The following is a 13,140-nucleotide window of genomic DNA, read 5'->3' as shown; positions in this document are numbered from 1 at the left end:
GCTATGCTAATTAGTTCTAGAGTTATTAAAAATAGCGGCGTTACTTTTGGGACTAGTGGTGCTCGTGGTCTTGTAGAGCAGTTTTCTCCCGAAGTATGTGTTGCCTTTACTTACGCTTTTATAAAAAGCATAAAAGAACGGTTTGTCTTTAACACGGTTGCTATCGCTATTGATAATCGTCCAAGCAGTCCAGTCATGGCGCAAGCTTGTATGAAAGCACTGGAGCAATTGGGCCTTAATGTTAATTATTATGGTGTCGTTCCTACTCCTGCATTAGCTTATGTAGCGATGCAAGATAATATTCCTTGTATTATGGTGACAGGTAGTCATATTCCTTTTGACCGAAATGGTCTTAAGTTTTATCGGCCGAATGGCGAAATTAGTAAAGATGATGAGCAAGCAATTCTTAACGCCAATGTAAAATTTGATATTTTAGGTGCTTTACCTGAATTATTGGTAAACCCAAGAGCGGCTCAAGTTTATGTAGAGCGTTATATTAGTTTGTTTAACGCTAGTACCCCTCTCAATGGCAAGCGAATTGGTATCTATGAGCATTCAAGTGCGGGACGGGATTTATATTCAGAATTGTTTACGCGCTTAGGGGCCGAGGTTATATCACTCGGGCGTAGTGATAAGTTTGTACCGATTGACACAGAAGCAGTTTCAGAACGAGATAGGCGAAAAGCACAACGTTGGTCAAAGCAATACGATCTTGATGCTATTTTTTCAACGGATGGTGATGGTGACCGCCCACTAGTTGCTGACGAAAATGGTGATTGGTTACGTGGTGATATTTTGGGTGTTCTTTGCTCAAAAGCTTTGAACATTGAGGCAATAGCGGTACCAGTAAGCTGCAATACACTGATTGAAAATTGTGATTGGTTTAATCACGTAAAGCGGACTAGAATTGGTTCGCCATATGTGATTGCTGAATTTGATAATTTAAATTATAAATACAAAACAGTCGCAGGTTTTGAAGCTAATGGTGGTTATTTATTAGGTAGTGATGTTTGGGTGAATCATTGCTATTTACAAGCGCTACCAACCCGCGATGCAGTATTACCGGCATTAATGTTACTTGCTACTTCTGGTTCTCTAGGTATCGCAAACCTTGTGAATGAGCTACCTAAGCGAGTAACTTACAGTGATCGTATTCAAAACTTTTCTATAGAACGTAGTGATATTATTTTGAAGCATGGAATAGCTAACACGGTAGATTTTTTAGATCAGCTTGGTTTTTCTGATATAGAGATAAGAGACGTAAACACACTGGACGGCTTACGAATAATTTTATCAAATAATGCTATTATTCATTTACGACCATCAGGCAATGCTCCTGAGCTGCGTTGTTATGCAGAAGCTGATGATTTGAAAAGTGCTCAATTATATGTTGGTAAATGTTTAGAAAAAATTAAATATATCCAAATATAATTGGTGTTGAGTTGAAATTGTTTAATGTGCACATTCCACATCAATAATAAGTTATATTTATCTCTATTGATTTTAGATAATTGAGTCGGCAGTTAATTGTCATTAACTTAATTCTAAACAAAGGATTTTAAATGAGAATCTTAATAACCGGAGGCGCAGGTTTTATCGGCTCAGCAGTCGTGCGCCATATAATTGAAAAAACGAATGATAGTGTCGTCAATGTTGATTGCCTGACATACGCAGGAAATCTTGAGTCTTTAGCGTCGGTAGACTCCAGTGAGCGTTATTCTTTTGAGCAAGTTAATATTTGTGATCGAGCGGAGTTGGGGAGAGTATTTGCACAGTATCGACCTGATGCTGTAATGCACTTAGCGGCGGAATCTCATGTAGACCGCTCTATTACAGGCCCGGCAGCTTTTATTGAAACTAATATTGTAGGAACGTATACGCTTTTAGAAGCGACGCGAGAATACTGGAATACGTTGGATGATGCTGCGAAGAGAGTATTTCGTTTCCACCATATTTCAACGGATGAAGTTTACGGTGATTTACCACACCCAGATGAATTCGCTAGTAGTACAGATCTTCCACTGTTCCTTGAAACGACACCATATGCGCCATCAAGCCCTTATTCAGCCTCTAAAGCATCCAGTGATCATTTAGTTCGAGCATGGCTACGCACCTATGGATTGCCGACACTGGTAACTAACTGTTCGAACAACTATGGCCCATATCATTTCCCTGAAAAACTAATTCCTTTAGTGATTTTAAATGCACTCGACGGCAAACCGCTGCCGATTTATGGCAAAGGCGATCAAATTAGAGATTGGCTTTATGTAGAAGATCATGCTCGCGCACTTTATAAAGTCGTGACCGAGGGTAAAGTTGGCGAAACCTATAATATCGGTGGACATAACGAGAAGAAAAACCTCGAAGTAGTCGAAACAATTTGTTCTATTTTGGATACATTGGTGCCAAAAGATACGGCATATTCAGAGCAAATTACTTACGTGCAAGATCGGCCAGGCCATGATCGCCGTTATGCGATCGATTCAAGTAAGATGCAAAAAGAGCTTGGTTGGACTCCTATCGAAACATTTGAAACAGGTTTGCGTAAAACAGTGCAATGGTATTTAGATAACAGTGAATGGTGCCAGCATGTACAAGATGGTAGTTATCAGCGTGAGCGCTTAGGTGTAGAGTCTGCTAAATCAAAGGAAAGCAAATAATGAAAGGGATTGTTTTAGCAGGTGGTTCAGGCACCCGTTTGTACCCATTAACTCGTGGTGTATCTAAGCAGCTCTTGCCTATCTACGATAAGCCAATGGTATTTTATCCTATTTCAACGTTAATGTTGGCTGGTGTTAAAGAGATTTTAATTATTACGACGCCAGAAGATAACGCAGGTTTTAAACGGCTATTGGGTGATGGTTCAGATTTTGGTATTCAACTTGAATATGCAATACAACCAAGCCCTGATGGATTAGCACAAGCTTTCATTATTGGTGAGGAGTTTATTGGTGATGATAGTGTATGTTTAGTGCTAGGAGACAATATTTTCTATGGTCAGTCCTTTAGCCAGCAGTTAGCTCGAGCAAGAGAGCTGACACCGAAAGGTCTAGCGACTGTTTTTGGTTATCAAGTTAAAGATCCAGAGCGCTTTGGTGTTGTTGAGTTTGATGAAAATATGAAAGCGGTTTCGATTGAAGAAAAACCAGAAACGCCAAAATCAAACTATGCCGTAACAGGCTTATATTTTTATGATAATAGAGTCGTGGAGATGGCAAAGCAAGTTAAACCATCACACCGTGGTGAACTTGAAATTACCACGCTCAATGAAATGTATCTCAATGATGGTTCTTTAAACGTTGAACTATTAGGCCGAGGTTTTGCGTGGTTAGACACTGGCACTCATGAAAGTTTGCATGAGGCATCTTCATTTGTACAAACCATAGAGAATGTTCAAGGGCTAAAAGTTGCTTGCTTAGAAGAGATAGCTTGGCGTAATGGTTGGTTAAGTGATGAGAAACTTTTAACGTTAGCCAAACCAATGATGAAAAATGAATACGGACAGTATTTATCCCGTTTAGTCAGTGAAAGCTCAAAAAAGGTAATGAACTAATGCGCGTGCTAATTACTGGTAGCCACGGTCAAGTGGGGTATTGCCTTACTGAACAATTGAAAGAATGTAACAATATTACCGTGCTGGCGCTTGATAGAGACGCTTTGGACATTACCGATGAAACTGTCGTCAAACGAGTGGTTAATGAATTTCAACCCAATATCATTATAAATGCGGCAGCACATACCGCGGTAGATAAGGCTGAAGAAGAAGTTGAACTTTCTTACGCGATTAATCGTGATGGTCCAATGTATTTAGCACAAGTTGCACAAAGTATAAATGCTGCAATATTACATATCTCGACCGATTATGTCTTTGAGGGCAACAAACAGGGTGAGTATGCTGAAAACGATGCGACAAATCCGCAAGGGGTTTATGGTGCAAGCAAATTAGCGGGCGAACAAGCGGTTGCAAAGGCCTGTAACAAACACATTATTTTGCGTACAGCATGGGTGTTTGGTGAAAATGGCAATAATTTCGTCAAAACCATGCTTCGCTTAGGAGCGACGCGAAATGAGCTTAGTATTGTTGGCGATCAATTTGGTGGCCCAACATACGCTGGCGATATCGCTAAATCATTAATTCTGATCGCAAAGAGAATTTTTCTAAGTGATAGTGAGTTTGAGTACGGTATTTACCACTATACGGGCTTACCTCATGTGAGTTGGTTTGAGTTTGCGGAGACTATTTTTGATGTAGCGCTACAAAGTGGCGTAATATCAAAAAAAACGAGCTTAACCGCTATCACCACCGATCAATATCCAACAGCAGCAAAACGCCCTAATAACTCTTGTTTAAGTATGGAAAAAATTGGAAGTACTTTTTCCATTGAACCGAGCAATTGGAAATTGGCATTAAATAATATTCAAGCTTATGTAGGATAAAACCATGAAAGTCATTGATACTCGAATTCCAGATGTAAAGATTATTGAGCCGACAGTGTTTGGTGATGAGCGTGGTTTCTTTATGGAAACTTGGAATCAAAAGCAGTTTGAAGAGTTAGTAACAGGTAAGCCTACGCAATTTGTTCAAGATAATCATTCAAAATCTAAGAAAGGTATTTTGCGTGGTTTACATTACCAAACAGAGAATACTCAAGGTAAATTGGTACGAGTAGTTTCCGGTGAGGTATTTGATGTTGCTGTCGATATCCGAAAAGATTCACCAACGTTTGGACAATGGGTTGGAGAATATCTTTCTGCAGAGAATAAGCGTCAGCTATGGGTTCCCAAAGGATTTGCGCACGGCTTTTATGTGACGAGCGATGAGGCAGAGTTTGTTTATAAGTGTACTGATTATTATGAACCGATGTCTGAAGTTTCAATTATTTGGAATGATAAAACCTTAGCAATTAATTGGCCTATACTTTCAGAACCTTTAGTATCAGAAAAGGATAAGCTTGGAAAGTGCTTTTCTTGGGAAACTTCATTATAATATGAATATTTATATTGCTGTAATATCGCACGGTCACTCAGATTTAATTAATCAATTAGCTTGTTTACCATTATTATCTAAAGAATATCAAGTGGTAATTAAAAGTAACAAATCGAAAGATCACTTTGATTCTTGGATAGAAAGTCCTAATTTATACTGGATCGATGATCAATATGGGTGCGGTTTTGGCCGAAATAATAATATTGTTTTTGAATATTGCCGCTCAGAACTTAGAATGACTGAGGAAGACTATTTTATTGTCTTGAATCCCGATGTAATTATTGAGTCGAAGGAAATTGAGCGATTAATTGACCATATGAGCGTAGGAGGCGTAAAGTTATCGGCGATTAATTTGCTTAAAGATAGAAATAAAATGATTTATGACCAATCGATCAGAAAATTCCCTACTTTGTTGCAATTTGTTAAATCGTTTCTTGGGCTGGGTAACAGTTCTATTCTGGATAAAAGTTCTTTAATCAGTTCGTCAAAAGTTGACTGGGCCGCTGGTTCATTTCTTGCCTTTAAATCTGGTCACTATGCAAAACTCGGTGGTTTTGATGAAAATTATTTCATGTACTGTGAAGATATTGACATTTGCTATCGGAGCTACTTGTCAGGTGAAAGAGTAACTTATTATCCTGAAATTAGTGCGTTGCATCTAGCTAAGCATGCAAATAGAGAATTGTTTTCTATGCATTTTTATTGGCATATAACAAGCGCGTTACGTTTTTTGTTGACCAAGGTTGGGTTGACAAAGAAAAAGTCTAGTTTACTTGAGTGAAACGATTTCTCGATAAAATTAATCAACTAGATAGAGCAAATTGTAGAAAAAGTAGTACTTACCCTTTTTGCGCATACTTAAATTCTTAATAATAAGTTATTTTGTGATTATTTTTTGACTTTATATAATTCAACTTGAAAATTTATGAGGCTAAGCTAAGGCCTCATAAATTAATTGGATATTTATATATGGTGGAGTTGTCAAAGTTAAAAGATATAACACTTCTAAAATTTATTAACTGATTTTTTTCTTAAAAATGATGTAATTTTCCAGATATTACTTAATATCGTCAGATAAATGCCAAAGCACCCCATAAATGCATAGAACATAATATATTCAGGAATTGCCTTTATTTCTGAATAGATCCCAATGCCAGCATACAATGATGCGATAGAACAAATCGCAATTAGAGTTTGTGTTGAGCTAAAACCTAAGCGCTGAAAAATATGATGTAAGTGTTCTCTGTCTGGTTTGAATGGAGAATCCCCACGGCGCACACGTCGAATCATAATTGCCGCCATGTCCATTAATGGTACGGCAATTAACCATAGGGCTGTCACTGGGCGTAGTGGAGGATTACTGCCATTTTGGCTTGAAAGTAACAAAAACCAAATTACCGTAAAGCCAATAAGCATGCTACCCGCATCCCCCATAAAGATTTTTCGCTTACGACCAAACGCGCCTAAGTTAAGTAGAATGTATGGCACTATTACGGTCACAAGCACCATGCAAAGATAAGCGATATTAGCTTGGCCATCATAGGTCAGCATGATGCCTAACCCGCCAAATGTCACAATAGATAACCCACCTAGCAAGCCATCAATACCGTCAACCATATTAAACGCATTGATCGCACCTACCACAGCGAATATGGTCACCACATAGCCAAGCCAACCTAAGTCAACTTCACCACTACCAAATACATTGCCAATAGTATGCAGTTCAATGCCACCTAGTGTCATCATGGCAACGGAAAGCCCAGCCTGCACCGCAAAACGTAGCTTAAAGCTCAGGTCAAACTTGTCATCAAGCGCTCCGACAAAAACAAGGATTAAGATGCAACCAGCATAAAGGTGTACATTAGGGATGATGGATTGATTATTTAATAGAAAATACAGTAGCGAAACACAGATTGAGATACCACCGACAAGTGGTATGGCACCATTATGAAATTTACGTTCATTGGGTTTGTCGACTAAACCTATTTTTTTGGCAATTTTGCGCAGCAAAAACAGCGATGCGAGAGAGAAAAAGAACAAAAAAGCCAAGTCGACAAAGGGAATGAACACGATATTAAGCCTGTATTAAAGAATAATTAGTATAGCCAGAGAGGATTTTAGAAGAAACGTCGCGCTGAATAAAGACCAGTCGTACGTAAAGTCGGACAATCTCGGGATTATATAATAGAGTTACTTTGTTTATATCCTTATCTTACTTAACTTTATGCTTAGAGTTCGTTTGCCAAATCACAGAGTTTGACCTTATAAAAACTAGCTGTTTAGGCTTTCGTTCATCTGTTGACTAGCCTCTTACCTTACTCACATAACCATAAGTTCTCATTTCAATCTTTGCACCGAATGTTGCTTGTCAGTTCCATTTTTAGTTTACAGTACCTAGGAAATGGAAACCATGTATTCGTAATTATGTTATTACAACAAAACCGTTGTATTAATCACTCTGTGTCGGGTTTAGCTAAGGATAGTCAATGCAAGTCATTCATCATGGTGGAAAAAATACCGTCACTGGCTCTTGTCATGAACTGCGCTCAGGTAGTGTCAGTATCTTGATTGATTGTGGTTTGTTTCAAGGCAAAGATGCTCGGCCGCTTGATATTGATTTTCCCATCAAACATATCTCTGCCTTAGTGGTTACCCATGCTCACATTGATCATATCGGGCGCATTCCTTGGTTACTTGCGGCAGGTTTTCAAGGGCCAATTTATTGCACTCCAGCCACCGCTGAGTTAATTCCTATCATGCTTGAAGATGGTTTAAAACTACAGTTAGGTTTAAACCAAGGGCAGCGTAATCGAGTGTTGGAATTACTTCGTCGGCGCATGAAACCGGTTGATTATAACCAGTGGTTTCGAATTTCCAGCAAGTCGAGTAAGAGTAGTAAAAGAAATGACAAAAAGCGGGAAGCATCTAAGGAAGCCTTGTTAGTGCGTTTTAACCCAGCGGGGCACATATTGGGCTCAGCTTATGTTGAGGTAAAACTACCGAACAACGAAATCGTGGTGTTTTCTGGTGATCTCGGGCCAATGAATACGCCGCTGATTCCTGATCCAGTTTCCCCACCAAGAGCCGATTACTTGTTTATCGAATCTACCTATGGCGATAAAACTCATCAAAGTGTGGCTGAGCGTGGTGAGCGGCTAATGGCTGTCATTCAGCGTTCTTTACGTGATGGTGGGGTAATCATCATTCCTGCGTTTAGTGTCGGTCGAACTCAAGAACTGTTGTTTGATATCGAACAACTCATCCACAAAGCGCAAATTACTCAGCATATTCCCATTATTCTTGATTCGCCCATGGCGAAGAAAGTGACCAAGTCGTATCGTCGTTATAAAAAACTGTGGGGCAAAGAGGCCAAGCAACGGTTACAGGCTCATCGCCATCCTTTGGCATTTAAACAGTGCATCGTCGTTGATAGCTATCGCGATCACCGCGCCATCGTGAATCGACTGGCGTCGACAGGTGAAGCGGCGATTGTTGTCGCAGCCTCGGGGATGTGTGAGGGTGGCCGAGTGATGGATTATCTCAAAGCATTATTACCTGATAAACGTAGTGATGTGATTTTTGCTGGCTATCAAGCCCAAGGTACATTAGGCCGTCAGATCCAATCCGGTGCAGAAACGGTTGAAATTGATGATGAATGGGTAACGGTCAATAGCCAAATACATACGCTATCAGGCTACAGTGCTCATGCCGATAAAGCTGATTTACTTCGCTTTATCGAGGGCATCGAGCGTAAACCTAAGCAAATTCATCTTATTCATGGGGAAGAAGAGGCGAAACAAGAGCTCTATCAAACCTTAACTCAGCTCTATCACCACCAAGAACGCAATCAAGCACGTAATCAAGATCGCAACCAAGATTTCAACCAGGCTCGGCAACAAGAAAAACAAGATCTGGGTACTAAAAGAAAGCCCCAAGACGATGCGTCTCAGGGCTTACAGGATTTAGTCGAGATTATTCGTTAATTGCTTTTTCAGGGACTGCTTCTTATGCAGATCACAAAATCTGTTTTAGTACGCGGTCCGCTTTCACTCGTGTTACTTTCTTCATCAGTTTTTGTACTGCATCTGGGTAGCACTCAAACTTTTCAATTTGTCGGTAAGTACAGACTAGTTGAGTGTGCTGAAGAATGTTCGCCACTTCTTGATCGAACTGCTCAGTTAAGTGGTGGTAGTGATCTTGAATTAGCAACGCATTTTCTAAATCTAGTTTCCAAGCGCGTGGGTTGAGGTTATTACCCGTGATCAACATGTAACGTTTATCAACCCAAATACCTTTAAGGTGGAAGCTGTTTTCTTCGTGTTTCCACAAGTGAATAGAAAGCTTACGGCTGGCAATGTTGGCTTCATTCGCTTTGGCAAATTGACGTAGATTACGTTCGTACAGGTAAGGCAAGCCACCAATGGTTTTGAATGCTTGCTCTGGCGGAATGTAAAAATCGTTCGCGGTTTTGTCACCAACCACAATGTGCACTTTTACACCGCGTTTAAGCGCTTTTTTTACTTCCTTTGCTACGCTGCGCGGGAAGTTGAAATAAGGGGTGCAGATGAAAATTTCATCTTGAGCCATGGCTAAAAGCTGGTTGATGCACTGATTGAGTTTGTTGCGCTTTTTGCCCACGCCGACCAATGGAGTGATTGCCACTTGATTCGCGTTCACTTCTTGAGGTTCAAACTGATACGCAGCTTTTGCTAGCGAGCTTCTCAGTTGGCGAATGGTAGCTTTGATCTCTTTGGTTTCTGGCTTTGATAGGCAAGCCAGATTATTAACCGCAGGGTGTTCAATCATCTCTTGTTGAACAAAGTTCACCATGCTGTCAGCAAGAGCTGGATTGGTGATGACATGGTAGCGGTCAAAGCGGTAACGGTCTTTATAGTTGAGGTAAATGTTATTTAAGCTAGCACCACTGTAAATCACTTGGTCATCAATAATGAAGCCTTTTAGATGCAGTACGCCAAAGACTTCTCTGCCACGAACTGGAACCCCATACACAGGGAATTTATGTTCATATTTCTCTGCAAATGCGCTGTACATTGCCGCATTGGTTTCAGTTGGCGCTACGCCAATCAAACCACGCTGTGCACGGTGCCAGTCGACACAGACATTGATGTCTAAACCTGGGTTGCGTTGCTTGGCTTCATAAAGCTCGGTCAGAATTTCACGCCCAGCTTCATCATCTTCTAAATAGAGAGCAACAAGGTAGATGCGTTTGCTTGCTTCACGGATAGCTTGGATCAGACGAGTTCTGAAGTCTCTCGCTGCAAATAGCGTTTCAAATTGAGCGGGATCCTGCGCTAATGTTGGCAGTTGTTCAAACAAGTTCTTATTGATCATCATGCTGGGTGATTTACCTCGGTAGTCCCAATTATTTATAAGATCGCGGAGTTTAGCAAAACTCGACAAGTCTTTACTAGTTATGGGTTAAGTTATTGCGCATCTTGGCATACACCCAAGCCGCTTAAAGTTGTTTTCGTTTTACTTCAATTCGTTTGACTTCAAGTCGTCTCGAGCTAGCTTTCGGTATCATCTAGAGCACCTGAATAGTGCATGGGTGTAAGACGCTTTCCACTATGCGAGTATCGGTTATAAAGTAATTTAAGGCTATTAGGAAGTGTACTCGCAGGAATCGTTGTAAAACCGTGTTGTTGGTAAAATAATTCCAAATGTGAGTAAGCAAAACAGTAATCTTTGCTTGTGAGGGTATGCTGTTGGCAGTAGTTCATTAATTGGTGACCAACCCCTTGTTCACGGTATTGAGGTATCACTAACATGCCCGTCAGTAATCGAAACTCTTCAATGGGGCGAAATCGCACCACCGCGGAAAGCGATTGTTCAATATAGCCAACAATGGTCAGTTCATTACTTTTCGCCTTACCGGATGGGTAGTGGGCTTTATAGAGCCTTGTAACCAGAGGAAGCTTAATTGGGTCTAAAACCTCAATTGTTAGTTGGTTCATTCTCACTTTGCTTATATCTATGTAGAATAGGGGCAGTTTAATCATCCCACACAGTAAGTACAATTATCAGCATGCAATCTATCTTGAACGCTAATCTTCGTTGCCATCATACCTTTGCTATTGAACAGACTTGCCAACAGTTAGTGGCAGTCAATTCTATTGAAGAGTTGATTGAGGTGTACCAAGCGCCGCAATGGGCCGCTATGCCTAAACTCGTACTCGGTAAAGGCAGTAATATGCTCTTTACGCAGCCTTATCAAGGCGTGGTGGTGCTCAATCGCTTGATGGGTAAACAAGTGACTCAATCGATGGATGCATGGCATCTGCATATTTCTGCTGGGGAAGATTGGCCATCGCTGGTGGCTTGGTGTGTTGAAAAAGGTTACTGGGGTATCGAAAACTTAGCGTTGATTCCCGGCTGTGCGGGTTCTGCGCCGATTCAAAATATTGGCGCGTATGGTGTCGAATTTAAAGATATCTGTGAATATGTGGATGTACTCCATTTAGATACATTCCAAGTTGAAAGAATGTCAGCGCAAGCGTGTCAATTTGGTTACCGAGACTCCATCTTTAAGCACCAGCTCTATCAAAAAGTAGTGATCGTCGCGGTCGGGCTAAAATTAGCAACCTCGTGGCTGCCTAAAGTGGAATATGGCCCGTTGAAAGAGTTTGCTAACGGCGCTACGGCGCAGCAAATTTTTCAACGTGTCTGCCAAATCCGTATGGAAAAGCTACCTGATCCAGCTATCAGCGGCAACGCTGGTAGCTTCTTTAAAAACCCGGTTATTGATGCAGCGACATATCAGCAATTAATCCAGCAATACCCCAACGCGGTGGTTTACCCAGTAGAAGAGGGATACAAAGTGGCGGCTGGCTGGTTAATCGATCAATGTGGCTTAAAAGGTTACATGATAGGTGGCGCTCAAGTGCATCCGAATCAAGCCTTGGTGATTGTTAATAAAGATCATGCCACTGCCAATGATGTGGTGCAGTTAGCTGCCCATGTAAGCCAAACCGTGCTTGAGCGATATGGTATTCAACTTGAACATGAAGTGCGTTTTATGGACGCTACTCAAGAAACCTGTTTAGAGAATCTGATAGGAGAGCAGGAATGAAAGATCATTCGGTTAAATTAGCGATTCTAAAAAACTTGTCGTTAGGTGGCTTTCATTCTGGTGAAGAATTAGGTGAACAGTTCGGTATTTCACGAGCGGCGGTCAGTAAGCATATTCAAGGGATTCAATTGTGGGGTGTTGATATTTTCCGTGTTCAGGGGAAAGGCTATCAACTAGCACAACCTTTGCAGCTGTTAGATGAGGCTATACTCGATCAACAAAAACGAGCATCAGGGTTAAGTACTCCTATTGAGTTAATTCCAATTATTGAATCAACCAACCAGCATTTGCTGGATAAGGTCCATCAACTTGAATCTGGCGCAGTCTGTTTAGCTGAGTATCAATCGAAAGGGCGAGGTCGTCGAGGACGTGAATGGGTATCACCTTTTGGTTCAAACCTATACCTTTCGATGTTTTGGCGTTTAGATGCGGGCATGGCAGCGGCGATGGGTTTGAGTTTAGTGGTTGGCGTTGCCATTGTCGAAGCGCTGGAGCAACTCGGTGTTAATGGCGTTAAACTTAAATGGCCCAATGATCTTTATTTTCAAGATCGCAAACTGGCCGGTATTTTGGTTGAAATGTCTGGCCAAGCGGGTGGCGCTGCGAATTTAGTGATTGGTACGGGGATGAACTTACAAATGTCTCCGGCTACGCAAGGAATCACTCAACCATGGGCTTCTTTAAGTGATGTGATTGCTGATTCGACGCTCGAGTCTGCGACTGACTTTGCGCTTGATCGCAATGAGCTGGCGATTACGTTAATTAATACACTCAAAACCACGTTAGAGCAGTATGAACTCAATGGTATGGCGGGTTTTGTTGAACGCTGGAATCGCTTAGACAACTATTTAGGTCGCCCAATTAAACTGATTATGGGGCCTCGTGAAGTGGTCGGTATTGCTCGGGGCATCAATGAGCAAGGGGCTATTTTGATAGAGACTTCAGTTGAAGAACAGCAAACGGAATCAAAAATAGAAGCCTTTATTGGTGGTGAAATATCACTGCGTTCAGCGTAATGAATGCGTTATTTTGTCAATGGAGCCAGTTTAGTAACATTCGGTGT

The 13,140-nt window shown here is 41.1% G+C and carries 11 protein-coding genes and 1 pseudogene; 9 read left to right on the top strand and 3 right to left on the bottom strand.

Annotation, left to right across the window (positions count from 1 at the left end; genetic code table 11):
* Positions 1 to 3: 3 nt before the first annotated feature.
* From DZ860_RS08155 to DZ860_RS08130, 6 genes are all read left to right on the top strand, one after another.
* Positions 4 to 1,431: a phosphomannomutase gene (locus tag DZ860_RS08155; protein ID WP_120030437.1), complete on the top strand. Its 1,428-nt coding sequence runs from the start codon at positions 4 to 6 to the stop codon at positions 1,429 to 1,431.
* Between the two features lie 131 nt (positions 1,432 to 1,562).
* On the top strand, positions 1,563 to 2,660 hold the full coding sequence (gene rfbB / locus DZ860_RS08150; RefSeq protein ID WP_120030436.1) for a dTDP-glucose 4,6-dehydratase: 1,098 nt from the start codon (positions 1,563 to 1,565) through the stop codon (positions 2,658 to 2,660).
* Complete coding sequence (gene rfbA, locus DZ860_RS08145; RefSeq protein ID WP_120030435.1) at positions 2,660 to 3,553, top strand: glucose-1-phosphate thymidylyltransferase RfbA; 894 nt, start codon at positions 2,660 to 2,662, stop codon at positions 3,551 to 3,553. The genes rfbB and rfbA overlap by 1 nt, the downstream gene beginning before the upstream one ends.
* On the top strand, positions 3,553 to 4,437 hold the full coding sequence (gene rfbD / locus DZ860_RS08140; protein ID WP_120030434.1) for a dTDP-4-dehydrorhamnose reductase: 885 nt from the start codon (positions 3,553 to 3,555) through the stop codon (positions 4,435 to 4,437). The genes rfbA and rfbD overlap by 1 nt, the downstream gene beginning before the upstream one ends.
* A gap of 4 nt (positions 4,438 to 4,441) precedes the next feature.
* Entirely contained in the window at positions 4,442 to 4,987 is a 546-nt protein-coding gene (gene rfbC, locus DZ860_RS08135) for a dTDP-4-dehydrorhamnose 3,5-epimerase (protein WP_120030433.1), read from the top strand.
* A complete protein-coding gene (locus DZ860_RS08130; RefSeq protein WP_341537390.1) occupies positions 4,953 to 5,768 on the top strand; it encodes a glycosyltransferase family protein in 816 nt (271 codons plus the stop codon). Before rfbC ends, DZ860_RS08130 begins: the two co-directional genes overlap by 35 nt.
* Positions 5,769 to 5,992: 224 nt before the next feature.
* Here the strand turns inward: DZ860_RS08130 and wecA are convergent, their stop codons facing one another.
* Positions 5,993 to 7,057, bottom strand: coding sequence for a UDP-N-acetylglucosamine--undecaprenyl-phosphate N-acetylglucosaminephosphotransferase (gene wecA, locus DZ860_RS08125; protein WP_120030431.1), 1,065 nt, complete (start codon positions 7,055 to 7,057; stop codon positions 5,993 to 5,995).
* Positions 7,058 to 7,473: 416 nt separating this feature from the next.
* Between wecA and DZ860_RS08120 the strand changes: the two are divergent.
* Positions 7,474 to 8,814 (top strand): annotated as a pseudogene (locus tag DZ860_RS08120) (MBL fold metallo-hydrolase RNA specificity domain-containing protein); the annotation flags it as partial.
* Positions 8,815 to 9,001: 187 nt separating this feature from the next.
* Here DZ860_RS08120 and pssA read toward each other — a convergent pair.
* On the bottom strand, positions 9,002 to 10,342 hold the full coding sequence (pssA, locus tag DZ860_RS08115; RefSeq protein ID WP_120030429.1) for a CDP-diacylglycerol--serine O-phosphatidyltransferase: 1,341 nt from the start codon (positions 10,340 to 10,342) through the stop codon (positions 9,002 to 9,004).
* A 173-nt stretch (positions 10,343 to 10,515) separates the two neighbouring features.
* Positions 10,516 to 10,962 (bottom strand): GNAT family N-acetyltransferase, encoded by a 447-nt coding sequence (locus DZ860_RS08110; RefSeq protein ID WP_120030428.1) that lies wholly within the window; start codon positions 10,960 to 10,962, stop codon positions 10,516 to 10,518.
* A gap of 71 nt (positions 10,963 to 11,033) precedes the next feature.
* Here DZ860_RS08110 and murB point away from each other — a divergent pair, with 71 nt between their 5' ends.
* Together murB and birA are read left to right on the top strand one after the other, a co-directional pair.
* Positions 11,034 to 12,077, top strand: a complete 1,044-nt coding sequence (gene murB, locus DZ860_RS08105) for a UDP-N-acetylmuramate dehydrogenase (protein ID WP_120030427.1) — start codon at positions 11,034 to 11,036, stop codon at positions 12,075 to 12,077.
* Complete coding sequence (gene birA / locus DZ860_RS08100) at positions 12,074 to 13,093, top strand: bifunctional biotin--[acetyl-CoA-carboxylase] ligase/biotin operon repressor BirA (RefSeq protein WP_120030426.1); 1,020 nt, start codon at positions 12,074 to 12,076, stop codon at positions 13,091 to 13,093. The genes murB and birA overlap by 4 nt, the downstream gene beginning before the upstream one ends.
* Positions 13,094 to 13,140: the final 47 nt, after the last annotated feature.

This window comes from Vibrio sinensis (genome assembly GCF_003605645.1).
GTDB lineage: Bacteria > Pseudomonadota > Gammaproteobacteria > Enterobacterales > Vibrionaceae > Vibrio > Vibrio sinensis.
Note: the sequence above shows the minus strand (reverse complement) of the source record. Positions and strands in the feature narration are given on the sequence as shown.

What these genes read in the sequence shown, in the direction of transcription:
- DZ860_RS08155 (WP_120030437.1), top strand. Translation starts at nt 4, where the DNA reads ATGCTAATTAGTTCTAGAGTTATTAAAAATAGCGGCGTTACTTTTGGG.
- rfbB (WP_120030436.1), top strand. Translation starts at nt 1,563, where the DNA reads ATGAGAATCTTAATAACCGGAGGCGCAGGTTTTATCGGCTCAGCAGTC.
- rfbA (WP_120030435.1), top strand. Translation starts at nt 2,660, where the DNA reads ATGAAAGGGATTGTTTTAGCAGGTGGTTCAGGCACCCGTTTGTACCCA.
- rfbD (WP_120030434.1), top strand. Translation starts at nt 3,553, where the DNA reads ATGCGCGTGCTAATTACTGGTAGCCACGGTCAAGTGGGGTATTGCCTT.
- rfbC (WP_120030433.1), top strand. Translation starts at nt 4,442, where the DNA reads ATGAAAGTCATTGATACTCGAATTCCAGATGTAAAGATTATTGAGCCG.
- pssA (WP_120030429.1), bottom strand. Translation starts at nt 10,342, where the DNA reads ATGATGATCAATAAGAACTTGTTTGAACAACTGCCAACATTAGCGCAG.
- DZ860_RS08110 (WP_120030428.1), bottom strand. Translation starts at nt 10,962, where the DNA reads ATGAACCAACTAACAATTGAGGTTTTAGACCCAATTAAGCTTCCTCTG.
- murB (WP_120030427.1), top strand. Translation starts at nt 11,034, where the DNA reads ATGCAATCTATCTTGAACGCTAATCTTCGTTGCCATCATACCTTTGCT.
- birA (WP_120030426.1), top strand. Translation starts at nt 12,074, where the DNA reads ATGAAAGATCATTCGGTTAAATTAGCGATTCTAAAAAACTTGTCGTTA.